This window comes from Pseudoxanthomonas sp. F37, from assembly GCF_022965755.1.
Classification (GTDB): domain Bacteria; phylum Pseudomonadota; class Gammaproteobacteria; order Xanthomonadales; family Xanthomonadaceae; genus Pseudoxanthomonas_A.
Genome location: NZ_CP095187.1, coordinates 2,190,069 through 2,212,006 on the forward strand (window position 1 = coordinate 2,190,069; position 21,938 = coordinate 2,212,006).

Here is a 21,938-nt window from a genome sequence, read left to right on the forward strand (position 1 = left end):
TTCGGCAGCGGCGCTGGACTCAGCGCAGGCCGGTTTCGTTGCGGGCGATCACCAGGCGCTGGATCTCGCTGGTGCCTTCATAGATCTCGGTGATCTTGGCATCGCGGAAGTAGCGCTCGATCGGCATTTCCTTCGAGTAGCCCATGCCGCCATGGATCTGCAGTGCCTGGTGGGTGATCCACATGGCGGCTTCGGAGGCGGTGAGCTTGGCGATGGCCGCTTCGTTGCTGAAGCGCTGGCCCTGGCCCTTCACCCAGGCCGCGCGCAGCGTCAGCAGCGTGGCGGCGTCCAGCTTGCACTTCATGTCGGCGATCTTGGACTGGGTCATCTGGAACGTGCCGATCGGCGCACCGAAGGCCTTGCGCTCCTTCACGTATGCGATGGTGGCTTCGTAGGCGGCGCGCGCGATGCCGATGGCCTGGCTGGCGATGCCGATGCGGCCGGCGTCCAGCACGCCCATGGCGATCTTGAAGCCCTCGCCTTCCTTGCCCAGCACGTCTTCCGGGCCCACCACGTAGTCGGTGAACTCGATCTCGCAGGTCGCCGACGCCCGGATACCCAGCTTCGGCTCGGTCTTGCCGCGGTGGAAGCCCGGCCTGGTGGTGTCGATCAGGAAGGCCGTGATGCCGCGCGCGCCCTTGTCGGGCTGGCTCATGGCGAACAGCACGATGTACCTGGCCACCGGGCCGGAAGTGATCCAGCTCTTCTTGCCGTTGATCACGAAGCTGCCGTCGGCCTGCGCGACGGCGCGGCAGCGCATCGCGGTGGCGTCGGAGCCCGACTGCGGCTCGGTCAGCGCGAACGCGCCGATCTGGCTGCCTTCGGCGATGGCACGCACGTACTTCTGCTTCTGTTCTTCGCTGCCGAAGGTCAGAATGCCGTTGCAGAACAGCGAGTTGTTGACCGACATGATGGTCGAGTGCGCGGCATCGCCCGCAGCGATCTCGATCATGGCCAGCACATAGGCGATCGGATCCATGCCCGCACCGCCGTATTCGGCCGGCACTTCGATGCCCATCAGGCCGTTCTCGCCGAGCAGGCGGATGTTCTCGAGCGGGAACTCGCCGGTCCTGTCGTGATGTTCGGCGCTGGGACCGATCTTCTCCTGGGCGATCCGGCGCGCGACATCCTGGATCATCAACTGCTCTTCGTTAAACGCGAAATCCACGACTACCCCTCGGCTACAAACATTGAATACCAATTGTAACCCGCCACCATGCGTGGCCGTATGCCGTGGGTTGACCCGGCCCCGGGGGGAACGTCAAAATATCTCTATATCGCGATAGGAAGATATTTATGGATCTGGAAGCCTGGTCGACCCGGCTGAAGGTGTTCGCCGACGCCACCCGCGTCCGCCTGCTGGCCCTGCTGGCCCGCGAGGAGTTGACCGTGGCCGAGCTGTCCGCCATCACCCAGCTGGCGCAGCCGCGCGTATCCACCCACCTGGCCAGACTGAAGGAAGCCGGCCTGGTGCGCGACCGCCGCGCGGGGGTCTCGGCCTACTACCGCTTCGACGAGGACAACCTGGATACGGTCCAGCGCGAGCTCTGGCGCAGCCTGCGCGACGGCAGCGACGACCCGCTGCTGCGCCAGGATGCCGAACGCGTGGCCGGCGTGCTGGCCAACCGCGCCGCGGACCAGAACTGGGCCGACAGCGTGGCCGGCGACATGGAGCGCCACTACTCCCCGGGGCGCACCTGGGAGGCGCTGGCGCGCACCGCGCTGCCCTTGCTGGAGACCGGCGACGTGCTGGACATCGCCTCCGGCGACGGCGTGCTGGCCGAACTGCTGTCGCCGCACGCCAAGCGCTACATCTGCATCGACACCAGCGCCCGCGTGGTCGCGGCCGCCGGCGAGCGGCTGCGCCGTTTCCCCAATGTTGAAGTTCGCGAAGGGGACATGCATGCGTTGCCATTCAAGGACGCCAGCTTCGACCTGGTGGTGCTGATGCATGCGCTGACCTATTCCACCAAGCCCGCCCAGGCCGTGGCCGAAGCCGCGCGCGTGCTGCGCCGGGGCGGCCGCCTGCTGCTCAGCAGCCTGGCCAGGCACGAGCACCGCGCGGTCGTGGAAGCCTACGGCCACGTCAACCTGGGTTTTTCGGAGAAGGAACTGCGCAAGTTCGCCGAGAAGGCCGGGCTGGAGATCGCCAATGCCGAGACCGTCACCCGCGAGCGCCGTCCCCCCCACTTCGAAGTGCTTTCCTTGACCGCGGTGAAGCCATGAAGACCCTCCCCTGGTTGCACCCCGACCGCGCCGGACTGCTGCTGCAGGCACTCCAGGAGCGCATCCTCATCATCGACGGCGCCATGGGCACGATGATCCAGCGCCACGGCCTGCAGGAAGCCGACTACCGCGGCGAACGCTTCGCCAACGGCTGCGATGCGCACCATGCGCATGAGCATGGCCCCGGCTGCGACCACGACCTGAAAGGGAACAACGACCTGCTGCTGCTGACCCGGCCGGAGGTGATCGCCGGCGTGCACAGCGCCTACCTCGAAGCCGGCGCGGATCTGGTGGAAACCAACACCTTTAACGCCACCTCGGTCAGCCAGGCCGACTACCACCTGGAACACCTGGTGTACGAACTGAACAAGGCCGGCGCACAGGTCGCGCGTGCATGCTGCGACGCCGCCGAGGCCGGGACCCCCGGCAAGCCGCGCTTCGTCATCGGCGTGCTGGGCCCGACCAGCCGCACCGCGTCGATCAGCCCGGACGTCAACGACCCGGGGTTCCGCAACACCAGTTTCGACGAACTGCGCGGCACCTACCGCGAGGCCATCGAAGGCCTGATCGACGGCGGCGCCGACACCCTGATGGTCGAGACGATCTTCGACACACTGAACGCGAAGGCGGCTCTATACGCCATCGAGGAAGTGTTCGAGGCGCGCGGCGGGCGGCTGCCGGTGATGATTTCCGGCACCATCACCGATGCGTCCGGACGCACCCTGTCCGGCCAGACCGCCGAGGCGTTCTACACGTCCGTGGCGCACGGCCGCCCGCTGTCGGTGGGGCTGAACTGCGCACTGGGGGCCAAGGACCTGCGCGAGCACGTGGAGACGCTGGCCACGGTCGCCGATGCCTATGTCAGCGCGCATCCCAACGCCGGCCTGCCCAACGCCTTCGGCGAGTACGACGAGACGCCGGAAGAAATGGCGGCCACGCTGAAGGAGTTCGCCCAGTCCGGCCTGCTCAACCTGGTCGGCGGCTGCTGCGGCACCACGCCCGCCCACATCAGGGCCATCGCCGAAGCCGTGGCCGGTCTGCCGCCGCGCCGCCTGCCCGCCCGCCTGGAGCAGGCCGCATGACCGCGGCCGCACGCCCTACGCGGCTTTCGGGCCTGGAGCCGCTGGTCATCACGCCGGACCTGCTTTTCGTCAACGTGGGTGAGCGCACCAACGTCACCGGCAGCGCGCAGTTCCGCAAGCTGGTGAAGGAAGAGCGGTACGAGGAAGCCGTCGAAGTCGCCCGCCAGCAGGTGGCCAACGGCGCGCAGATCCTCGACGTGAACATGGACGAGGGCCTGATCGATTCGGAAAAGGCCATGGTCCGCTTCCTCAACCTGATCGCCTCCGAGCCCGACATCGCGCGCATCCCGGTGATGGTGGACTCCTCCAAGTGGAGCGTGATCGAGGCCGGCCTGAAGTGCCTGCAGGGCAAGGGCGTGGTCAATTCGATCTCGCTGAAGGAAGGCGAAGAAGCCTTCATCGAACACGCCCGCAAGGTGCTGCGCTACGGCGCGGCCGCCGTGGTCATGGCCTTCGACGAGACCGGCCAGGCGGACACCTGCGCGCGCAAGGTCGAGATCTGCACGCGCGCCTACCGCATCCTGACCGAAGAGGTGGGCTTCCCGCCGGAAGACATCATCTTCGACCCCAACATCTTCGCCGTCGCCACCGGCATCGAGGAGCACGACAACTACGCGGTCGACTTCATCGAGGCCACGCGCATCATCAAGCGGACGCTGCCGCACTGCCATGTCTCGGGCGGCGTCTCGAACGTGTCGTTCTCGTTCCGCGGCAACGAACCGGTCCGCGCGGCCATCCATTCGGTATTCCTGTACCACGCCATCCAGGCCGGCATGGACATGGGCATCGTCAACGCCGGCGGCCTGCCGGTCTACGACGACCTGGACGCGGAGCTGCGCGAGCGGGTCGAGGACGTGATCCTCAACCGCCGCAAGGACGCGACCGAACGGTTGCTGGAGATCGCCGACCGCTACAAGGGCAGGAAGGGCGAGGCGCCGGTCGAGAACCTGGCCTGGCGCGAGAAGCCCGTGCGCGAGCGCCTGGCGCACGCGCTGGTGCACGGCATCGACGCCTACGTGGACGAGGACACCGAGCAGGCGCGCCTGCTGGCCGCGCGTCCGCTGGACGTCATCGAAGGTCCGCTGATGGACGGCATGAACGTGGTCGGCGACCTGTTCGGCGCCGGCAAGATGTTCCTGCCGCAGGTGGTGAAATCCGCGCGCGTGATGAAGAAGGCCGTCGCCTACCTGCTGCCCTTCATCGAAGCCGAGAAGCAGCGTACCGGCGATGTCGGCAAGTCCAACGGCAAGATCGTCATGGCCACGGTCAAGGGCGACGTGCACGACATCGGCAAGAACATCGTCGGCGTGGTGCTGGCCTGCAACAACTTCGACGTGGTCGACCTGGGCGTGATGGTGCCCACGCAGAAGATCCTGGATACCGCGCGCGCGGAAAACGCCGACCTGATCGGCCTGTCCGGCCTGATCACGCCGTCGCTGGAAGAGATGACCCACGTGGCCCGCGAGATGCAGCGCCAGGGCTTCGACACGCCGCTGCTGATCGGCGGCGCGACCACCTCGCGCGCGCACACCGCGCTGAAGATCGACCCGCACTACCAGGCGCCCACGGTGTGGGTGAAGGACGCCTCCCGCGCCGTGGGCGTGGCGCAGTCGCTGATCTCGCGCGACATGCGGGCTGCCTTCGTCGCCGCCAACGACGCCGACTACGCCGAGATCCGCCAGCGCCACAGGAACCGCGGCGATGCCAAGCGCCTGGTGTCGCTGGAGAAGGCGCGCGGGCAGAAGTTCGACGGGGGCTGGGCCGACTACACGCCGCCGGCGCCCCGCCAGCCCGGCCTGCATGTGTTCGACGACTATCCCCTGGCGGAACTGGTGGAGTGCATCGACTGGACGCCCTTCTTCCAGGCCTGGGAACTGGCGGGCAAGTTCCCGGCCATCCTGACCGACGAGGTGGTCGGCACCCAGGCCAGCGAGCTGTACCGCGATGCGCGTGCGATGCTGGACCGGATCGTGTCGGACAAGTGGCTGACCGCGAAGGCCGTGTTCGGGCTGTGGCCGGCGAACAGCGTGGGCGACGATGTCGAACTCACGGTCGACGGACGCGCCGAGCGCCTGCATTTCCTGCGCCAGCAGGTGGACAAGCCCGCGGACCGCCCCGATTTCTGCCTGGCCGATTTCATCGCGCCCAGGGACTCCGGCCGCGAGGACTGGATCGGCGCCTTCGCCGTCACCGCCGGCATCGGCATCGACGCGCACGTGGCACGCTTCGAAGCCGACCACGACGACTACAACGCCATCCTGCTCAAGGCCCTGGCCGACCGCCTGGCCGAGGCCCTGGCCGAACGCCTGCACCAGCGCGTGCGCACTCAGTTCTGGGGCTACGCCGCCGATGAGACGCTGGACAACGAAGCATTGATCGCGGAGAAGTACGTCGGCATCCGCCCGGCGCCCGGCTACCCGGCGTGCCCGGAGCACAGCGAGAAGGGCACCCTGTTCCGCCTGCTGGATGCCACCGCGAATGCGGGCATGTCCTTGACGGAAAGCTTCGCCATGCTGCCCACCGCCGCCGTGTCCGGCTATTACTTCAGCCATCCGCAGAGCCAGTACTTCGTGGTCGGGCGGGTGTCGAAGGAACAGGCCGCGGACTATGCCAGGCGCAAGGGCGTGGAGACCGCGCAGGTGGAGCGCTGGCTGGCCTCGAACCTGGACTACGATCCGGAATGAGGCGGCGCGCGCCCGGCTAGAATGCGCCACCTCTCCGTGGTCCTCCCGCCATGCCGTCGCCCCTTCCCTGCTGCCCCATCCGGATGACGCCCACCGCGCCATCCGGGGACCGGGCACCATGACCGCAACCACCGGCATCTCGGGCTACCCCGCGGCGCGGCTGTCCAGTTTCTACTTCTTCTACTACGCCGCGCTGGGTGCCTTCACGCCCTACTGGAGCCTGTACCTGGAGTCGCGCGGGCTGGGCGTCACCGCCATCAGCGTGCTGATGAGCCTGTGGTACGCCACGCGCATCGTCTCGCCCTCGTTGTGGACGACGCTGGCTGCCCGCTCGCCGCGCCCGATCCGCTGGCTGCACCTGGGCTGCGCGCTGGCCGTCGGCAGCTTCGCGCTGTTCCTGCTGCCGTGGGGCCATGGCGGGCTGTTCGCGGTGATGGCCGCGTTCTGCTTCGCCTACAACGCGGTAATGCCGCAGTTCGAGTCGATCACGATGTCGCACCTGGCGGCGCGCAGCGATCGCTACGGCCTGATCCGCGTATGGGGATCGATCGGCTTCATCGTGGTGGTGGCCTCGTTCGGCTGGCTGATCGATGCACGGCGGCTGGGCGTGGGCGCCCTGCCCTGGCTGATGCTGCCGGTGCTGGCGGCCGTGCTGGGTTCGGCCCTGGCCAACCGGTACGCGCACGAGCCGGAGGCCCAGCGGACCACGGCGGACGAAGGCTTCCGCGCGCGCCTGCGCCAGCCGCAGGCCATCGCGTTCTTCGTCGCCGCCTTCCTGACCCAGGTGTCGTTCGGCCCCTTCTACACGTTCTTCTCGATCTATCTTTCCGAACATGGCTACAGCACGGGAACGCAGGGCGTGCTGTGGACCGTCGGCGTGCTGGCGGAGATCGCGGTGTTCTTCCTGTCCAGTCGGATCTTCCGCCGCTGGGACGCTTCGCGCGTGCTGATGTTCGCCCTGCTCAGCGCATCCGTCCGTTGGCTGATGACGGCGTTGTTTCCCGACGACACGCCGGTGATGGTGGCGGCCCAGCTGACCCACGCCTTGAACTTCGGCGCGTTCTTCGCCGCCGCCATGCAGTTGCTGGTGCGGTTCTTCCCGGGTCGCCTCAACGGCCATGGCCAGGGCGTGTTCTATGGACTGTCTTCAGGCGTCGGCGGGGTATGCGGTGCACTGCTGGCGGGACAGCTGTGGCGCTTCGGCGGCGAGACTGCCTTCATGGCCTCGTCGGCCATTGCGCTGATCGCGGCGATGATCGTGTGGCGATGGCTGGTGCGGCCGGTCGGCTCCCGCTCGCGGATCGCCTGACGGGGTCAGTCAGCTCGCCCCACCTCTCGCAGGAAACGTCGGATCGCGTCGGCCGCGACCAATGGCGCCACCTGGAACAGGAAGTGCGGTGCGGCGATGGCTTCCAGCCTGGCATTGCGCGCCAGACGCGCGACCTGCCGCCCCGCGCGCCGCCAGATCAGCCGGTCGTGACGTGCCTGGAGATAAAGCAGCGGCATGGGCAGCCCGGCCAGTTCATCGCGCACATCCACACGCAAGGCCGCCAGCGCGCGACGCCGCAGCACATCCAGCGGAAGTGCGCCGAGGACATGGGCAAGCTCCTCTCGCAGTGCCGGCGACAGACCCTCGCCGGCCAGGAGGCGCTCCAACGCGAACATCGGTGGCGCGACTGCCGGCATCCGCTGGAGCACGGTGGTCAACATGGCGCTGGCCGGAAGTGGGCGGTGCACGAAGCTGGCCGCCAGCACGACGGCCTTTACCCGCTCAGGGTGCCGGTGCGCCAGCATGACCGCCAGTGGTCCGGCGAAGGACTCGGCCACCAGCACGATGTCCGCATGGCGCCGCATCGTGGGCCCGAACGCATCGGCCAACGCGGCATAGCTGTCGAAATGGCCGCTGTCGTAAGTCCAGGGCTCGACGACAACCGCATCGCCAAGCGCCTGGATCAGCGGCGCATACAGACGACCGGTTCCATCGAGCCCCGGCAACAGGCACAGGCGCATGCCCTCGCCCGCCCGCGTCACCACACCAGGTCGTCGGGCACCTGGTACTTCGGATCCGCGTAGGGGTCCTCCTCGGCGGATGCGTTGGGGTCGACCTTCAGCGCCACGGCCGCGGCGAAAATCGTTTCGGCCTCGGCCAGCACGGCGGCTGTCACCAGCAGGTAGCGTCCGTTCTGCTGCACCACGCCCAGTTCGCCGGCATTGAGGGCCTTCAGCTGCCCGGCGTTGACGTAGATGCGCTTGATCTTGCCGCCGTAGGGGAAATGCCGGGCGATGTCAGCCTCGGCATCGTTCAGCGCTTTGTCCTTCAGGAAGGCCTCGAGCCTGGCCTTCGACTCGCGACGCAGGCGGGCCTGCTCCTGCTTCACGCGCTCGGCTTCGATCCGCTCTTCCTTCTCGCGCTGGGCACGGATGGCATACGCCTTCGCCAGATCGATCTCTTCCTGCGAGCGCGGCTTGCGCGCCTGTCCCTGCGGTGGCCGGGGCTTGCCCCCTGGCCGGTGCGCACGGGCGGCGCAGCGCCCTTGCCGGGCGGCCGCGGTCCGGGCCTGCGCGCGTCGGGCCTGCGCGCGTCGGGCTTGCGCGCGTCGGGCTTGCGTTCGGGCTTGGGCGCAGGCTTGAAGCCCAGGCCGAGCAACTGGTCTCGAAGGGAATCGCTCATGGGTCGTTCGTGGGGACGTGCTGTCCCGCCAGCGTATCAATAATGGGGAGGCGGCGGCTCGCTGGCCGGGTCCTCGAACAGCGAAGTACGTACCTTGCCCAGTTCTTCGACCATGTGGCGCAGCAACAACGCCGTGCGCTGGTTCTCGGCGCGCGCATCGGCCAGGGCTTCGCTGAGCTCGTTGAGCGAATGCTCCTGGAACGCAAGACGGGTTTCCAGCTCCACCAGCCGGCGTTCCAGTGCATCGCCCTGGCGTGCCGGCTCAGCCTGCATGCACGGATCTCCCGCGCCCGATCCCGTAGTAGGCGATGCCCGCGGCCTCCACCTCCACCGGGTCGTACAGGTTGCGGCCGTCGAAGATCACCGCGTCGCCCAGCGCATCGCGGATACGGGCGAAATCCGGGCTGCGGAACTGCTTCCATTCCGTCACCACGAACAGCGCGTCCGCCCCCTCCAGCGCGGCGTACGCATCCGCACACAGCACCAGATCGTCGCGTTCGCCGAAGATGCGGGACGCCTCCTCGTGGGCTTCGGGGTCGTAGGCGCGCACGCGTGCGCCGGCCTCCCACAGCTCGGACAGGAGCCGGCGGCTGCTCGCTTCGCGCATGTCGTCGGTGTTGGGTTTGAACGCCAGCCCCCACACCGCGAAGGTCTTGCCGCGCACGCCTTCGTCCTCGCCCCGGTCGTAATGACGCTGCAGCAGTTCGAAAAGATGGCCCTTCTGGCGTTCGTTGACGCCTTCCACCGCCTGCAGCAGCTCGGGCGCATAGCCGTGCTGCTGCGCGGTGCGCGCCAGCGCCTGCACATCCTTCGGGAAGCAGGAACCGCCGTAGCCGGCGCCCGGGTAGATGAAGTGCCAGCCGATGCGCGGGTCGGAACCGATGCCCTGGCGCACGTGCTCCACGTCCGCACCCACGCGCTCGGCGATGTTGGCGATCTCGTTCATGAAGCTGATCTTGGTGGCCAGCATCGCGTTGGCCGCGTATTTGGTCAGTTCGGCCGAACGCACGTCCATGACCACGATGCGTTCGTGGTTGCGGTTGAACGGGGCGTACAGGCGCCGCAGCCGCTCCACCGCCTGCGGGTGCGGGGCACCAATCACGATGCGGTCCGGACGCATGCAGTCGTTGACCGCATCGCCTTCCTTCAGGAACTCGGGGTTGGACACCACGTCGAAGGCGACGTCCACGCCGCGCGCGGCCAGTTCACCCTCGATCGCGGCGCGCACCTTGTCGGCCGTCCCCACCGGCACGGTGGACTTGTTCACCACCGTGCACGGGCGCCCGATGTGGCGGCCGATGGTCTGCGCCACCGCCAGCACGTATTGCAGATCGGCGCTGCCATCCTCGTCGGGTGGCGTCCCCACCGCGATGAAGAGCACGTCGCCATGCGCGATGGCCGACGCGGCATCGGTGGTGAAACGCAGGCGGCCGGCGGCATGGTTGGCCTTGACCATGGGCGACAGGCCCGGCTCGTAGATCGGCACGATGCCCTGGTTGAGTCCGTCCACCTTGACCGGGTCGATATCGACGCAGATCACGTCATGACCGACCTCCGCCAGGCAGGTGCCCGTCACCAAACCCACGTAACCCGTGCCGAAAATGGCAACTCGCATGCAACAGCCTCCTGGACCGATCGTCGCGACTAAAAAAGAGGACTATTGCAGTATGCCCATCAACTCCACGTCAAACGTCAGCGTGGCATCGGGCCCGATCTTGCCGCCCGGCGCGCCACCCTCGCCGTAGGCCAGGTTGGACGGAATCCAGAAACGGTACTTGGCCCCGACCGGCATCAGCGACACGCCCTCGGTCCAACCGGCGATCACGCCATTGAGCGGGAATTCGGCCGGCTCGCCACGCGCGTAGGAACTGTCGAACACCTCGCCGTTCAGCAGCTTTCCTTCGTAGTTGACGCGCACGCGGCTGGTGGGCATGGGCCGCTGGCCGTTGCCCTGGCGCAGCACCATGTACTGCAGGCCCGATGGCGTGGTGATCACGCCCGGCTTGGCCTTGTTGCCGGCAAGGAACTTGGCACCCTCCTCGCGGTTGCGCTGGGCAAGGCCAGCCTGGCGCTTGGTCATGTAAGCCTTCATCTCCGTCTGCGCCTGCTCCACCGTCAGCAGCGGCGTACCGGTCTTTCCGGCCACGGCGCGCACGGCCTGGGCGAGCACGGCCGGATCGATCTCGTCCTTGAACGGCATCAGCGACGGACCGACCACGTACGTACCCAGGAACAGGCCCACCTTGGTCTTGTCCACCGGCGGCGGGGCGCTGCCCGGCGGCATGCCCGGAATGGGCTGGCCATCGGCCACCGCCAGGTTCACCCGCAGCAACTGGTCGGTGGCCTGCGCTTCCTGTTCGGAAATCAGCGCGGGCTTGCCCGCGAACGTGTTGATGATCGCCCGCTCGAACGCGGCGGTGTCCAGGAACGGACCCACGGGCTGCAGCGAGTTGCCGACGTCCACGCCGATGGCGTAGCTGACCTTGTCGCGCTCGGTCACCAGCGCGGTTTTTTCCTGTGCAGCCACGCTGCCTCCCAGCATCGAAAACGAGATTCCCAACAACGCGGCTACGCCGCGGACCGACCGCTTCATCCTTTCACTCCTGGAGCCCGCGCCGGGAAGATGGCGCCAAACGCCTATTGTGGCATGCCTGTCGTCCCGCACGGCAGCGTCAGCGCGCCGCACGCGGGGCCGCAAGCTCGCGCTCGATCGCGGCCACCAGCGCCGGATCGTCAGGCCGGGTCTTGCTGGGGAACTGGGCGACCACGCGCCCGTCGCGCGAAATCAGGTACTTGTGGAAATTCCATCCCGGCGCCGTACCGGTCGCCTGCGTCAGCGCCTTGTACAGCGGGGTGGCGTTTTCGCCGGTCACGGCGACCTTCTCGAACATGGGGAACTTCACGCCGTAGGTGAGCGTGCAGAATTCCTGGATCTCCTTTTCGGTGCCGGGTTCCTGGCCCCTGAAGTCGTTGGAGGGAAAGCCGAGTACGGCGAACCCCTTGGGCGTGTACCGCTGGTGCAGGGCCTCCAGGCCCTCGTACTGCGGTGTGTAACCGCATTTGCTGGCGGTATTGACCACCAGCAGCACCTGGCCGGCATAGCGTTCCTTCAGGTTCACGGGCGTCTTGCCGGACAAGGGCCGGTAGCTGACATCCAGCAGACCCGCCGCCAGGGCCGTTGCAGCGGCGCCCAGAAGCGCAACAAAACAGATATATTTCAGCCACTTGTACGTCATGACCCGCTCCACTAGTGCGAACATGACAAGTATGCCTTCAGTTGGGTGACAAAACCTTGCCACCCGGTTGACGCCCTGTGTTTCGGTGTTATAGTTGAATACAACACCACTCACCCAACGCAGGGGGGATGCCATGAACCAGAAACTGACCCACACACTGCCCAGCCTGGCCGTCGGCGGCCTGCTGCTGGCGATCGGGGGGCTGGCCACCGTCACCGGTGCCCGCACGGCCGAGGTGGATTCCGCCGCCCTGGTCGAGGCGCTGGAATCCGATGCCGCCGAGGTCGCAGGCGATGACGGCAACCCGCAGGCGCCGCAGCACAAGCGTCGGGCCCGGGCTTCGCTGGCCATGCCCTACTTCTCCTTTGGCCAATCGCTGCGTCCGAGGAGCTGAGCCATGACCTCCATCCAATGGAGCGACGGCGCTCCCATCTATCGCCAGCTGAAGGATCGCGTGATCGCCATGATGCTGGACGGGATCCTGAAGCCGGGCGACGCCCTGCCCTCCGTGCGCCAGGTGGCGGCGGAGTACCAGCTGAATCCGATCACCGTATCGCGCGCCTACCAGGAACTGGCCGACGAGGCCCTGGTGGAGAAGCGCCGCGGCCTGGGCATGTTCGTCACCGACGAAGCGGCCCGCAAGCTGCGCGGCAGCGAGCGCGAGCGGTTCCTGACCGAAGAATGGCCGGCCGTCGCCGAGCGCATCGAACGCCTGGGCCTGTCCATCGAAGATCTGCTGCAATCCAAGGGGAACAAGTGATGAACGCCGCAATCGCCAACGCCGTGGTGTCGGCCCACGGCCTGCGCAAGGCCTACAAGAACAAGCTTGCGCTGAACGACACCAGCTTCCAGATCGAGGCCGGCAAGATCATCGGCCTGATCGGTCCCAACGGCGCGGGCAAGACCACCGCGCTGAAAGCCATCCTGGGCCTGATACCGTTCGAAGGCCAGCTGAAGGTGCTGGGCCTGGATCCGCGCAAGGATCGCGACGAGCTGATGAAGGATGTCTGCTTCATCGCCGACGTGGCCGTGCTGCCGCGCTGGATGAAGGTCAAGGAAGCCATCGACTTCGTGGACGGCGTGCATCCGCGCTTCGACCGCGCCAAGTGCGAGCGTTTCCTGGCCAATACCCAGCTCAAGCCCAACCTGCGCGTGCGCGAGATGTCCAAGGGCATGATCGTGCAGCTGCACCTGGCGCTGGTGATGGCCATCGACGCCAGGCTGCTGGTGCTGGACGAGCCTACGCTGGGCCTGGACATCCTGTACCGCAAGCAGTTCTACCAGCGCCTGCTGGAGGACTATTTCGACGAACAGAAGACCATCATCGTCACCACCCACCAGGTCGAGGAGATCGAACACATCCTCACCGACGTGATGTTCATCCGCGACGGCAGGATCGCGCTGACCGCGCAGATGGACGAAGTGGCCGAGCGCTACACCGAAGTGCTGGTCAGCGGCGAGGCGGTCGAGCAGGCCCGCGCCCTGAAGCCCATCGACGAGCGCGCCCTGCCCTTCGGCAAGACCGTCCTGCTGTTCGACGGTGTGCCGCAGGCGCAACTCGCCCCGCTGGGCGAAACCCGTACCCCTGGCCTGGCCGACCTGTTCGTCGCCATCATGAAAGGAACCTACGCATGAACGCCGTGACCTCGACGTTGGGCAAGCCCTCCAAGCCGGGCGCGTTCAAATGGCTGATCAAGCGCGAGTTCTGGGAGAACCGCGGTGGCTTCCTGTGGGCGCCGGTCATCACCGGCGGCATCTTCCTGGTGCTCAACCTGATCCTGGCCGTGATCGGCAGCATCGCCGCGCGGCGGTCGATGGGCGACGGCGGCTTCGTCATCGACGATGCGCCCGAGAAGGCGCACCAGATCGTCGGCGGCATCGGTGACGGCATGCTGCTGGGCGGGGTGATCCTGGCCTGCGTGGTGCTGGCCTTCGTGGTGTTCTTCTACGCCCTGGGCACCCTCTACGACGACCGCCGCGACCGCAGCGTCCTGTTCTGGAAGTCGCTGCCGGTCTCCGACACCCACATGGTGCTGTCCAAGCTCGCCTGGGCGCTGGTCCTGGCACCGCTGCTGGCCATCGGCATCGGCATCCTGATCGGCGTGGCGATGTGGCTGATCTCGGCCCTGACCATCACCGTCAACGGCCTGCCTGCCGGCGGCGCGATGTTCACCCACTCCCATCCGTTGCGCGTGATCGGCGGCGTGATCAGCTCCCTGCCCGTCTACATGATGTGGTCGCTGCCCGCGGTCGGCTGGCTGATGTTCTGCTCGGCCTGGGCGCGCAGCAAGCCGTTCCTGTGGGCGGTGCTGGTGCCGGTGTTGGCCTGCGTGATCATCAGCATGACCGACATCCTGCCGGGCCTGAACATCCGGCATGACCTGGTCTGGTACACGGTGGTCTACCGCGGCCTGCTGAGCGTGGTGCCGGGCGCATGGTTCCCGACCCTGCAGGGCGGCGCCGCCCACCCGCACACCGAGATCAACACGCCGGACGAACTGGCCAACGCCATCGACCTGACCCGCAGCTGGCAGGCGTTCGCCTCCGCCGACCTGTGGATCGGCGCCGCCATCGGCGTGGCCCTGATCGTCGGCGCCATCCATCTGCGCCGCTGGCGCGAAAGCGAGTAATCGCCCGTCAGCCCTTTCCAGGCGGGCCGACCCAGGCCCGCCCCTTTCAGGAGCCGCACATGCACACCTGTCTTTCACGGATGCGCCCCCTGGTCGTGGTCGGCATGCTCGCCCTGGCGGCGTGCCAGCCGACCGACAAGAACCCCGCACCCACCGGCGTGGTGGCCAAGGCGATGGACGAAGCGGCCAAGGGACTGGGCCAGGCCAGCCAGGAAATGGACAAGGCCCGCGAAGAGATCGCCACCGCCCGCGACCGTCTGGCGCGCGAGAACATTTCGCTCAACCGCAACGAGAAGCAGCACCTGCCCAAGGCCGAGATCACGCCGGCCGGTGACCTGCTGATCGAAGGCAAGGCGGTCGCGACCACGCCCGAACAGAAAGCGCTGGTGCTGGCCTACCGCGGCGAACTGCTGGGTGTGGTGGGCGACGGCATGGCCATCGGCATGGAGGGCGCGCGGGTCGGCATCGATGCGGCCGCGTCCGCCTTGAAGGGGGTCCTGGCGGGCCAGGACGGCGACGAGATCGGCAAGCAGGTCGGCGAGCAGACCAAGGCCAAGATCCAGCCGATGGTCGCGCAACTGTGCACGCGCCTGCCCGGCCTGTTGTCCGCGCAGCAGGCGCTTTCCGCCGCCCTGCCCGAGTTCGCGCCCTACGCCACGATGGACCAGGCCGACGTGGACGACTGCGGCGATGCCAATGGCGACGGCAACTGGACCTTCTGAGGTTTTCCACCTGACCCGCGCTCCGCACCGCGCGTGAGCGCCAGCGACATCGATCCCGCGACGAAGAGGACACGCCATGCACTCCACGCGCAACCCGCGCATGCTGATGACGATCTTCCTGGCCGGCCTTCTTCCTTTGGCCGGGCAGCCGGCGCACGCGAAAGATGGCCGCATCGACAACGAAGTCAGCGCCGACCTCGCCGATGCACGCACTGAAGTCCGTACCGAGCTTGCCGCCGCCCGTCGCGAACTGGACACCGGCAACCTGCAACTGGGCGACAATCTCCGCTTCGGCGATTCCGACGCACGTTCCTCCCATGCGGATCGCACGTTGCCCCCTGCGGAGATCACCCCGCAGGGCGATTTCCTCATCGAAGGCAAGCCGGTCGCCATCGACCGCCACCAGCGACAGGAACTGCTGCTCTACCGTGGCGAGGTCATCGGTATCGCCAAGGCCGGCATCGACATCGGCGAACGCAGTGCCCAGGCGGCGCTGGATGCGGTGGACCGCGGCCTCTTCCGCCTGATGCTGGGGGCGATGACCGGCAGCCTGGAGCGGCGCATCGAGAAGACCGTCCGCGAGACCGTGGAACCCGGCGTGCGACAGATCTGCCTGAGCCTGCCGGCGCTGCGGGAGCGCCAGCAGCGCCTGGCCGCCTCGCTCCCCGCGTTCCGCCCGTATGCCACCCTGGAAGCGGACGATGTGGAGGACTGCGAGAACGAGATGCGTCGGGAGTTCGCGCACCGATAGTGCGCGCGTCCCGACGCGTGGGCGCCCGTTTGCCGTTCGACATGATCACCCCCGGAGACCCAGAATGCGTACCGTCCTGATCGCTTCTTCCCTGATTGCAGCGCTGGCGTTGTCGGCGCCCGCGTCGGCCTCCGACCGCTACTGCAAACACGAATCCCCCCGCCAGCTCGTGCTGGACACCGGCGATGCCAAGGCCGTGGTGTTCGAGGTGGGCCCCCACGACCTGACAGTGGAATCGCGCGCGGGTGCGCCCGCCGCGATCAGCGGACGGGCCTGCAGCAGCCATGCCGAGCGGTTGGCGCACCTGAAGATCGAACAGCGCCGCGCAGGCGACAAGCTGATCGTGCGCATGTACCAGGAAGGCGGCTTCAGCGGCATCTTCTTCGGCAGCAACTACGCCTACATGAACCTGACGGCGACCCTGCCGGACCATCTGCCCGTGCAGGTGAAAGTCGGCTCGGGCGAGGCCGAGGTCAGGGGCGCGCCGGTGTTCAGCGCCGACGTGGGCTCGGGCCACGCCGTGGGCCGCGATATCCGCGGGCTGGCCGCCGTCTCGGTGGGCTCGGGCGACATCGACCTGCACGGCGTCGGCAGCCTCAAGGTCATCTCGATAGGCTCGGGCGACGTGCAGGCCGACAACGTGGGCGGTCGCACCCGCGTCGGCAGCATCGGCTCGGGCAGCTTCAGCCTGTCGCGCAGCGGCGGCGTCGAGATAGACTCGATCGGTTCCGGCGGCGCGGAGCTGCGCGACATCACCGGCGATGTGGTGGTCGGCTCGGTCGGATCCGGCGGCGTGGAAGCGCGCAACGTCGCCGGGGCGCTGACCGTCCGCTCGGTCGGCAGCGGCGACGTGGACCATGAAGGCGTCACCGGCGCAATCGATATCCCCAAACATCACTGAGTCCGCAGGAAACCCCATGACCCGATTCGCACCGCTCGCTTTGGCGCTGTCCCTCGTATTGCTGTCGGCCTGCTCGGGCAAGGACAAGGCACCCGACGCCGGGGAAGGGGACGGCGTCGCCGTCTCGCGCGCGCTGTGGGGCCAGAACCTCACGCTCGACGCGACCGGTCAGCCGCAGGCCGAAATCTCGGCCAAGGGCGACTTCATCGTCGGTGGCAAGAAGGTGGCCGTGAACGACGCGCAGCGGGTGCTGCTGGTCGCCTATCACCGCGAACTGGGTGGCATTGCCGATGCGGGCATCGCCACCGGCAAGGAAGGCGCCAAGCTCGCCGGCAAGGCGGTGGGCGCTGCGGTGAAGGGCATCTTCAGCGGCAATCCGGACCAGATCGACAAACAGATCGAGGCCGAGGCCAAGAAGGTCGAGGCCCAGGCGATGAAGATCTGCGACCGCTTGCCGGGCCTGTACAAGGCGCAGCAGGAACTGGCCGCCGCCCTGCCCGCCTTCCGGCCCTACGCCTCGATGGACGAAGGCGATGCGGAAGACTGCCGCACCAGCCACAGCGAGAATCACGAGGCCGGCAAGGACATCGGCCGCGCCATCGGCCGGGCAGTCAAGGGCGACGACGGCGACGCAGCCAATGCGGCGGCGGAAGCCGACGCCGCCGCGGCCGAACCGGCCAAGCCCTGATCTGCTCGGACAGCGCCTGCCGCGGCATTGCGGCAGGCGGATTCACCCGCCTCCGCCGCCCGCCTTGCCATGGATGCCGCCCTTGGCCAGCACGGCCGGGTCCAGCAGCGGCCTGAGCGTCTTCTCCGGCAGGCCAGTGACCTCGCGCGCCACCTCCAGCACCGGTCGGTTCTGCCGGTAGGCCTGTTTGGCGATGGCCGCCCCCTTTTCGTAACCGATCACCGGGTTGAGCGCGGTGACCAGGATCGGGTTGCGGTCCAGTGCTTCCTTCACCCGCGCCTGGCGTACCTGCAGGCCGGCGATGCAGTCATCGGCCAGCAGCCGCGATACGTTCGACAGCAGGTGCATCGCCTCCAGCAGGTTGTGCGCGATCAGCGGCAGGGTGACGTTGAGCTGGAAATTGCCGGTCTGGCCCGCCACCGTCACCGCGGTGTGGTAGCCCATCACCTGGGCGCAGACCATCACGGTGGCTTCGGGGATCACCGGGTTCACCTTGCCCGGCATGATGGAACTGCCGGGCTGCAATGCGGGCAGTTCGACCTCACCCAGCCCCGCCAGGGGCCCTGAGTTCATCCAGCGCAGGTCGTTGGCGATCTTGGTCAGCGCGACGGCCAGCGCGCTGAGCTGGCCGGACAGCTCCACCGCATCGTCCTGCGCAGCCAGTCCCTCGAACTTGTTGGCGGCGCTTTCGAAGCGCGTGCCGGTGGCGGCGGACAGCGCCTTCGCCACGCGCGCGCCGAAGCGCGGATCGGCATTGATGCCGGTGCCGATGGCGGTGCCACCCAGCGGTAGCCGGCGCACCCGCTTGAGCGTGTCCTCGATGCGCGCCTGCGCGGACGCCAGCTGCGCCGACCATGCCGAGAATTCCTGCCCGAAGGTCAGCGGCATGGCATCCATCAGGTGGGTGCGGCCGGTCTTCACCACCTTGCCCAGCGCCCGGCCCCGTGCATCGATGGTCTTGCGCAGGTGCCTGATGGCCGGCAGCAGGTCTTCGACCGCGGCAAGCTGGGCGGCCACGCGGATCGCCGTGGGGACGACGTCGTTGGAACTCTGGCCGAGGTTGACGTGGTCGTTCGGGTGCACCTGCGCCTTGCCCGCGCGCGAGGCCAGGGTGGCGATCACCTCGTTGGCGTTCATGTTGGACGAGGTGCCGGACCCGGTCTGATAGACGTCGATCGGGAAATGCGCGTCGTACGCGCCGCCGGCGACCTCCCGGGCCGCCGCCTGCACGGCCCGGGCGATGCCCTTGGGCAGCAGGCCCAGCCCCGCGTTGACTTCCGCCGCCGCGGCCTTCACCAGGCCCAGGGCGCGGATGAAGCCGCGCGGCATCGGCCGCCCGGAAATGGGGAAGTTCTGTACCGCACGCTGGGTCTGCGCCCCCCACAGGGCGTCCGCGGGCACCTGCAGTTCGCCCATGCTGTCGTGCTCGACGCGGGTGCGGCCCGCCGTCTTCTTGCTGGTCATCACCGTCTCCTGGAAGGACTTCACGGCTTGCGCGCCGGTCAAAGCCGGGGGCTGGCGGAGCGACAGGATACGCCAGGCCGGAGGGCCGCCTTCCCGGGGTAAAATGGAACGCTCCCTTCCAGCCCCCCGCCTCGCCCATGTCGGATTCGTCCCTGCTTGCCCTTTCCCCGCTCGACGGCCGCTACGCCGGCAAGGTCGATGCGCTGCGCCCGATCTTCTCCGAGTACGGCCTGATCCGCGCCCGGGTGAAGGTGGAGATCGAATGGTTGCTGGCGCTGGCCGCAGAGCCGGGCATCGTCGAGCTGGCTGCCTTTTCCGACGCCGCGAAGGCCCGCCTGCGCGCGCTGGCCGAGGGTTTCAGCGTGGCCCATGCCGCCCGCGTCAAGCAGATCGAGCGCACCACCAACCATGACGTCAAGGCGGTGGAGTACTTCATCAAGGAGCAGCTGAAGGACGACGCCGAGCTCGCGCCCGCGCTGGAGTTCGTCCACTTCGCCTGCACCAGCGAGGACATCAACAACCTGTCCTACGGCCTGATGCTGGAACAGGCGCGCCGCGACGTGCTGCTGCCTTCGCTGGACGGCATCGCGTCCACGCTGCGCGCGCTGGCCCACGCGCAGGCCGCGCAACCCATGCTGTCGCGCACGCACGGGCAGACCGCCTCGCCGACCACGCTGGGCAAGGAGATCGCCAACGTCGTGGCCCGCCTGGAACGCCAACGCGCGCAGATCGCGGCGGTGGAACTGACCGGCAAGATCAACGGTGCGGTCGGCAACTACAACGCCCATCTGGCCAGCTACCCCGACATCGACTGGCCGGCCTTCGCGCAGCGCTTCGTGGAAGGCCTGGGCCTGGTGTTCAACCCGTACACCACGCAGATCGAGCCGCACGACAACGTCGCCGAAATCGGCGACGCCGCGCGCCGCGCCAACACCATCCTGGTCGACCTGGCCCGCGACATCTGGGGCTACATCTCGCTGGGCTACTTCAAGCAGAAGCTCAAGGAAGGCGAAGTCGGCAGTTCCACCATGCCGCACAAGGTCAACCCGATCGACTTCGAGAACGCGGAAGGCAACTTCGGCATCGCCAATGCGCTGTTCGAACACTTCAGCGCCAAGCTGCCGATCAGCCGGTGGCAGCGCGACCTGACCGACTCCACCGTGCTGCGTGCGCTGGGCACGGCGTTCGGCCATACCCAGGTGGCACTGGATTCGCTGGCCAAGGGCCTGGGCAAACTGGAAGTGAACCCGCTGCGCCTGGATGCCGACCTCGACGCGGCATGGGAAGTGCTGGCCGAGGCCGTGCAGACCGTGATGCGCCGCCACGGCCTGCCCAACCCGTACGAGCAGCTGAAGGCGCTGACGCGCGGCCAGGGCATCACCGCCGAGTCGATGCGCGCCTTCATCGAATCGCTGGACCTGCCGGCGGACGCCAAGCAGCGCCTGCGGGACATGACGCCGGGCAGCTACACCGGCCTGGCCGAGCATCTGGCGCGCGGGATCTGAGCGCGGAGGCGGGCACGACGATGCATCTGCTGATCAACATCGACGTGCCCGACCTGCCGGCTGCCGAGACGCTTTATACGCGCGCCTTCGGGCTCACTGCCGGGCGCCGTTTCGGCGACGGCGGCGTGGAACTGCTGGGTGCACAGGCACCGGTCTACCTGCTGCAGAACGCGGCCGGCACCCGCGCCACCGCCCTCGCAACCCGCGATTACGCCCGCCACTGGACGCCGCTGCACCTGGATGTGGTGGTGGATCAGCTTGAACCTGCCCTGGCCCGTGCTTGCGAGGCCGGCTTTGCGCAGGAAACCGACATCCGCGAAACGGACTGGGGCCGCATCGTCCGCCTGGCCGATCCATGGGGCCACGGCTGGTGCCTGCTGCAGTTCGTCAACCGCGGCTACGACGAGATCGCCACATGAAACCTCGCTTCACCCTGCCGGGCAGCGTGATCGCCCTCGCCCTCTCATCCGCCGCCCTCGCCTCCGATGCCCCTGCCTCCGGGGGCTGCGCCGACGACGCGGGCTGGAACGACCCGGCAACGCCCCTGAAGGTATACGGCAACACCTGGTACGTCGGCACCTGCGGCATCAGCGCACTGCTGGTGACGTCCGATGCGGGCCACATCCTGGTCGATGCCGCCACGCCGCGGGCGGGCCCGCAGATCCTCGCCAACATCCGCGCGCTCGGCTTCAGGCCGGAGGACGTGCGCGCCATCGTGTTCTCGCACGAGCATTTCGACCATGCCGGCAGCCTGGCCGAACTGCAGAAGGCCACGGGTGCACCGGTGTACGCGCGCGCGCCCGCCGTCGACACGTTGAAGCGCGGCATGCCGGACCGCACCGATCCGCAGTTCGAGGTGGCCGAACCCATCGTGCCGGTCGCCCGCGTCGTCACGCTCGCCGACGACGGCGAGGTGAGCGTCGGCCCACTGGCCCTGAAGGCGGTCGCCTCGCCCGGGCACACGCCGGGCGGCACCACGTGGACCTGGCGCTCCTGCGACGGCGGCGACTGTCGCCAGGTGGTCTATGCCGACAGCCTGACGGCGATCTCCGACGATGTGTACCGCTACAGCGATGACACCGCCCATCCCGGCTACCTGGCGGCATTCCGCGACACCCTCGCACGGGTGGCAGCGCTCGACTGCGACATCCTGGTCACCCCGCACCCCTCGGCCAGCGGCCTGTGGAACCGGATCGGCCCGAAGGCCGCCGCGCCGCTGATGGACGCCGCCGCCTGCCGCCGCTACGCACAGGGCGCCACGCAGCGGCTGGAGAAGCGCCTGGCCGAGGAAGCCGCCCCCTCCGCCTCCGGTGGCGCGCGGCCTTGATGCGCATCAATGCCGGGCGCGGCATGTCCGGCCACGCTGGCCTCCCTTTCC

Annotated in this window: 22 protein-coding genes and 1 pseudogene; 15 read left to right on the plus strand and 8 right to left on the minus strand. The window is 68.1% G+C overall.

Annotated elements, in window-relative coordinates:
* Positions 1-19: 19 nt before the first annotated feature.
* Complete coding sequence (locus MUU77_RS10095; protein WP_245086212.1) at positions 20-1,168, minus strand: acyl-CoA dehydrogenase family protein; 1,149 nt, start codon at positions 1,166-1,168, stop codon at positions 20-22.
* Between the two features lie 128 nt (positions 1,169-1,296).
* On the opposite strand from MUU77_RS10095, the gene MUU77_RS10100 reads away from it, so the two are divergent.
* The 4 genes from MUU77_RS10100 to MUU77_RS10115 all read left to right on the plus strand — a co-directional run bounded on the left by MUU77_RS10100 (position 1,297) and on the right by MUU77_RS10115 (position 7,301).
* Positions 1,297-2,226 carry a metalloregulator ArsR/SmtB family transcription factor gene (locus MUU77_RS10100; RefSeq protein ID WP_245086215.1) on the plus strand — a complete coding sequence of 310 codons (930 nt, stop codon included), beginning with the start codon at positions 1,297-1,299 and terminating at the stop codon, positions 2,224-2,226.
* A complete protein-coding gene (locus MUU77_RS10105) occupies positions 2,223-3,308 on the plus strand; it encodes a homocysteine S-methyltransferase family protein (protein ID WP_245086218.1) in 1,086 nt (361 codons plus the stop codon). Before MUU77_RS10100 ends, MUU77_RS10105 begins: the two co-directional genes overlap by 4 nt.
* Positions 3,305-5,992 (plus strand): methionine synthase, encoded by a 2,688-nt coding sequence (metH, locus tag MUU77_RS10110; RefSeq protein WP_245086221.1) that lies wholly within the window; start codon positions 3,305-3,307, stop codon positions 5,990-5,992. Before MUU77_RS10105 ends, metH begins: the two co-directional genes overlap by 4 nt.
* Positions 5,993-6,110: 118 nt before the next feature.
* Entirely contained in the window at positions 6,111-7,301 is a 1,191-nt protein-coding gene (locus MUU77_RS10115; RefSeq protein WP_245086224.1) for an MFS transporter, read from the plus strand.
* A 5-nt stretch (positions 7,302-7,306) separates the two neighbouring features.
* Here the strand turns inward: MUU77_RS10115 and MUU77_RS10120 are convergent, their stop codons facing one another.
* The 6 genes and pseudogenes from MUU77_RS10120 to MUU77_RS10145 all read right to left on the minus strand — a co-directional run bounded on the left by MUU77_RS10120 (position 7,307) and on the right by MUU77_RS10145 (position 11,899).
* On the minus strand, positions 7,307-8,002 hold the full coding sequence (locus tag MUU77_RS10120) for an alpha/beta fold hydrolase (RefSeq protein WP_245086227.1): 696 nt from the start codon (positions 8,000-8,002) through the stop codon (positions 7,307-7,309).
* A 17-nt stretch (positions 8,003-8,019) separates the two neighbouring features.
* Positions 8,020-8,663 (minus strand): annotated as a pseudogene (locus MUU77_RS10125) (DUF2058 family protein).
* A 36-nt stretch (positions 8,664-8,699) separates the two neighbouring features.
* Complete coding sequence (locus MUU77_RS10130) at positions 8,700-8,936, minus strand: SlyX family protein (RefSeq protein WP_245086230.1); 237 nt, start codon at positions 8,934-8,936, stop codon at positions 8,700-8,702.
* Entirely contained in the window at positions 8,926-10,278 is a 1,353-nt protein-coding gene (locus tag MUU77_RS10135) for a UDP-glucose/GDP-mannose dehydrogenase family protein (protein ID WP_245086233.1), read from the minus strand. Before MUU77_RS10135 ends, MUU77_RS10130 begins: the two co-directional genes overlap by 11 nt.
* A 42-nt stretch (positions 10,279-10,320) precedes the next feature.
* Positions 10,321-11,256, minus strand: a complete 936-nt coding sequence (locus MUU77_RS10140; protein WP_245086236.1) for an FKBP-type peptidyl-prolyl cis-trans isomerase — start codon at positions 11,254-11,256, stop codon at positions 10,321-10,323.
* A 79-nt stretch (positions 11,257-11,335) separates the two neighbouring features.
* Positions 11,336-11,899: a glutathione peroxidase gene (locus MUU77_RS10145; RefSeq protein WP_245086239.1), complete on the minus strand. Its 564-nt coding sequence runs from the start codon at positions 11,897-11,899 to the stop codon at positions 11,336-11,338.
* Between the two features lie 133 nt (positions 11,900-12,032).
* On the opposite strand from MUU77_RS10145, the gene MUU77_RS10150 reads away from it, so the two are divergent.
* The 8 genes from MUU77_RS10150 to MUU77_RS10185 all read left to right on the plus strand — a co-directional run bounded on the left by MUU77_RS10150 (position 12,033) and on the right by MUU77_RS10185 (position 17,591).
* The gene (locus MUU77_RS10150; RefSeq protein WP_245086242.1) at positions 12,033-12,293 is read left to right on the plus strand and encodes a hypothetical protein; all 261 of its coding nucleotides are present in this window, start codon (positions 12,033-12,035) and stop codon (positions 12,291-12,293) included.
* Between the two features lie 3 nt (positions 12,294-12,296).
* Positions 12,297-12,659, plus strand: coding sequence for a GntR family transcriptional regulator (locus MUU77_RS10155; protein ID WP_245086245.1), 363 nt, complete (start codon positions 12,297-12,299; stop codon positions 12,657-12,659).
* Complete coding sequence (locus tag MUU77_RS10160) at positions 12,659-13,534, plus strand: ABC transporter ATP-binding protein (protein ID WP_245086248.1); 876 nt, start codon at positions 12,659-12,661, stop codon at positions 13,532-13,534. The genes MUU77_RS10155 and MUU77_RS10160 overlap by 1 nt, the downstream gene beginning before the upstream one ends.
* On the plus strand, positions 13,531-14,529 hold the full coding sequence (locus MUU77_RS10165; RefSeq protein WP_245086250.1) for an ABC transporter permease: 999 nt from the start codon (positions 13,531-13,533) through the stop codon (positions 14,527-14,529). Before MUU77_RS10160 ends, MUU77_RS10165 begins: the two co-directional genes overlap by 4 nt.
* A gap of 59 nt (positions 14,530-14,588) precedes the next feature.
* A complete protein-coding gene (locus MUU77_RS10170; protein ID WP_245086253.1) occupies positions 14,589-15,251 on the plus strand; it encodes a YggN family protein in 663 nt (220 codons plus the stop codon).
* Between the two features lie 76 nt (positions 15,252-15,327).
* Positions 15,328-16,002, plus strand: a complete 675-nt coding sequence (locus MUU77_RS10175) for a hypothetical protein (protein WP_245086256.1) — start codon at positions 15,328-15,330, stop codon at positions 16,000-16,002.
* A 64-nt stretch (positions 16,003-16,066) separates the two neighbouring features.
* On the plus strand, positions 16,067-16,903 hold the full coding sequence (locus MUU77_RS10180) for a hypothetical protein (protein ID WP_245086259.1): 837 nt from the start codon (positions 16,067-16,069) through the stop codon (positions 16,901-16,903).
* 16 nt (positions 16,904-16,919) lie between these two features.
* Positions 16,920-17,591 (plus strand): YggN family protein, encoded by a 672-nt coding sequence (locus tag MUU77_RS10185; RefSeq protein WP_245086262.1) that lies wholly within the window; start codon positions 16,920-16,922, stop codon positions 17,589-17,591.
* Positions 17,592-17,633: 42 nt separating this feature from the next.
* Here the strand turns inward: MUU77_RS10185 and MUU77_RS10190 are convergent, their stop codons facing one another.
* Positions 17,634-19,055, minus strand: coding sequence for a class II fumarate hydratase (locus tag MUU77_RS10190; protein WP_245086265.1), 1,422 nt, complete (start codon positions 19,053-19,055; stop codon positions 17,634-17,636).
* A 137-nt stretch (positions 19,056-19,192) separates the two neighbouring features.
* On the opposite strand from MUU77_RS10190, the gene purB reads away from it, so the two are divergent.
* Genes purB through bla form a run of 3 tightly spaced genes read left to right on the plus strand, consistent with a single transcriptional unit; the run spans position 19,193 to position 21,887 of the window.
* Positions 19,193-20,560, plus strand: a complete 1,368-nt coding sequence (purB, locus tag MUU77_RS10195) for an adenylosuccinate lyase (protein ID WP_245086268.1) — start codon at positions 19,193-19,195, stop codon at positions 20,558-20,560.
* Between the two features lie 20 nt (positions 20,561-20,580).
* The gene (locus MUU77_RS10200) at positions 20,581-20,979 is read left to right on the plus strand and encodes a VOC family protein (RefSeq protein WP_245086271.1); all 399 of its coding nucleotides are present in this window, start codon (positions 20,581-20,583) and stop codon (positions 20,977-20,979) included.
* On the plus strand, positions 20,976-21,887 hold the full coding sequence (bla, locus tag MUU77_RS10205; protein WP_245086274.1) for a subclass B3 metallo-beta-lactamase: 912 nt from the start codon (positions 20,976-20,978) through the stop codon (positions 21,885-21,887). Before MUU77_RS10200 ends, bla begins: the two co-directional genes overlap by 4 nt.
* Positions 21,888-21,938 lie beyond the last annotated feature (51 nt).

What these genes read in the sequence shown, in the direction of transcription:
- MUU77_RS10100 (WP_245086215.1), top strand. Translation starts at nt 1,297, where the DNA reads ATGGATCTGGAAGCCTGGTCGACCCGGCTGAAGGTGTTCGCCGACGCC.
- MUU77_RS10105 (WP_245086218.1), top strand. Translation starts at nt 2,223, where the DNA reads ATGAAGACCCTCCCCTGGTTGCACCCCGACCGCGCCGGACTGCTGCTG.
- metH (WP_245086221.1), top strand. Translation starts at nt 3,305, where the DNA reads ATGACCGCGGCCGCACGCCCTACGCGGCTTTCGGGCCTGGAGCCGCTG.
- MUU77_RS10115 (WP_245086224.1), top strand. Translation starts at nt 6,111, where the DNA reads ATGACCGCAACCACCGGCATCTCGGGCTACCCCGCGGCGCGGCTGTCC.
- MUU77_RS10120 (WP_245086227.1), bottom strand. Translation starts at nt 8,002, where the DNA reads ATGCGCCTGTGCCTGTTGCCGGGGCTCGATGGAACCGGTCGTCTGTAT.
- MUU77_RS10130 (WP_245086230.1), bottom strand. Translation starts at nt 8,936, where the DNA reads ATGCAGGCTGAGCCGGCACGCCAGGGCGATGCACTGGAACGCCGGCTG.
- MUU77_RS10135 (WP_245086233.1), bottom strand. Translation starts at nt 10,278, where the DNA reads ATGCGAGTTGCCATTTTCGGCACGGGTTACGTGGGTTTGGTGACGGGC.
- MUU77_RS10140 (WP_245086236.1), bottom strand. Translation starts at nt 11,256, where the DNA reads ATGAAGCGGTCGGTCCGCGGCGTAGCCGCGTTGTTGGGAATCTCGTTT.
- MUU77_RS10145 (WP_245086239.1), bottom strand. Translation starts at nt 11,899, where the DNA reads ATGACGTACAAGTGGCTGAAATATATCTGTTTTGTTGCGCTTCTGGGC.
- MUU77_RS10150 (WP_245086242.1), top strand. Translation starts at nt 12,033, where the DNA reads ATGAACCAGAAACTGACCCACACACTGCCCAGCCTGGCCGTCGGCGGC.
- MUU77_RS10155 (WP_245086245.1), top strand. Translation starts at nt 12,297, where the DNA reads ATGACCTCCATCCAATGGAGCGACGGCGCTCCCATCTATCGCCAGCTG.
- MUU77_RS10160 (WP_245086248.1), top strand. Translation starts at nt 12,659, where the DNA reads ATGAACGCCGCAATCGCCAACGCCGTGGTGTCGGCCCACGGCCTGCGC.
- MUU77_RS10165 (WP_245086250.1), top strand. Translation starts at nt 13,531, where the DNA reads ATGAACGCCGTGACCTCGACGTTGGGCAAGCCCTCCAAGCCGGGCGCG.
- MUU77_RS10170 (WP_245086253.1), top strand. Translation starts at nt 14,589, where the DNA reads ATGCACACCTGTCTTTCACGGATGCGCCCCCTGGTCGTGGTCGGCATG.
- MUU77_RS10175 (WP_245086256.1), top strand. Translation starts at nt 15,328, where the DNA reads ATGCACTCCACGCGCAACCCGCGCATGCTGATGACGATCTTCCTGGCC.
- MUU77_RS10180 (WP_245086259.1), top strand. Translation starts at nt 16,067, where the DNA reads ATGCGTACCGTCCTGATCGCTTCTTCCCTGATTGCAGCGCTGGCGTTG.
- MUU77_RS10185 (WP_245086262.1), top strand. Translation starts at nt 16,920, where the DNA reads ATGACCCGATTCGCACCGCTCGCTTTGGCGCTGTCCCTCGTATTGCTG.
- MUU77_RS10190 (WP_245086265.1), bottom strand. Translation starts at nt 19,055, where the DNA reads ATGACCAGCAAGAAGACGGCGGGCCGCACCCGCGTCGAGCACGACAGC.
- purB (WP_245086268.1), top strand. Translation starts at nt 19,193, where the DNA reads ATGTCGGATTCGTCCCTGCTTGCCCTTTCCCCGCTCGACGGCCGCTAC.
- MUU77_RS10200 (WP_245086271.1), top strand. Translation starts at nt 20,581, where the DNA reads ATGCATCTGCTGATCAACATCGACGTGCCCGACCTGCCGGCTGCCGAG.
- bla (WP_245086274.1), top strand. Translation starts at nt 20,976, where the DNA reads ATGAAACCTCGCTTCACCCTGCCGGGCAGCGTGATCGCCCTCGCCCTC.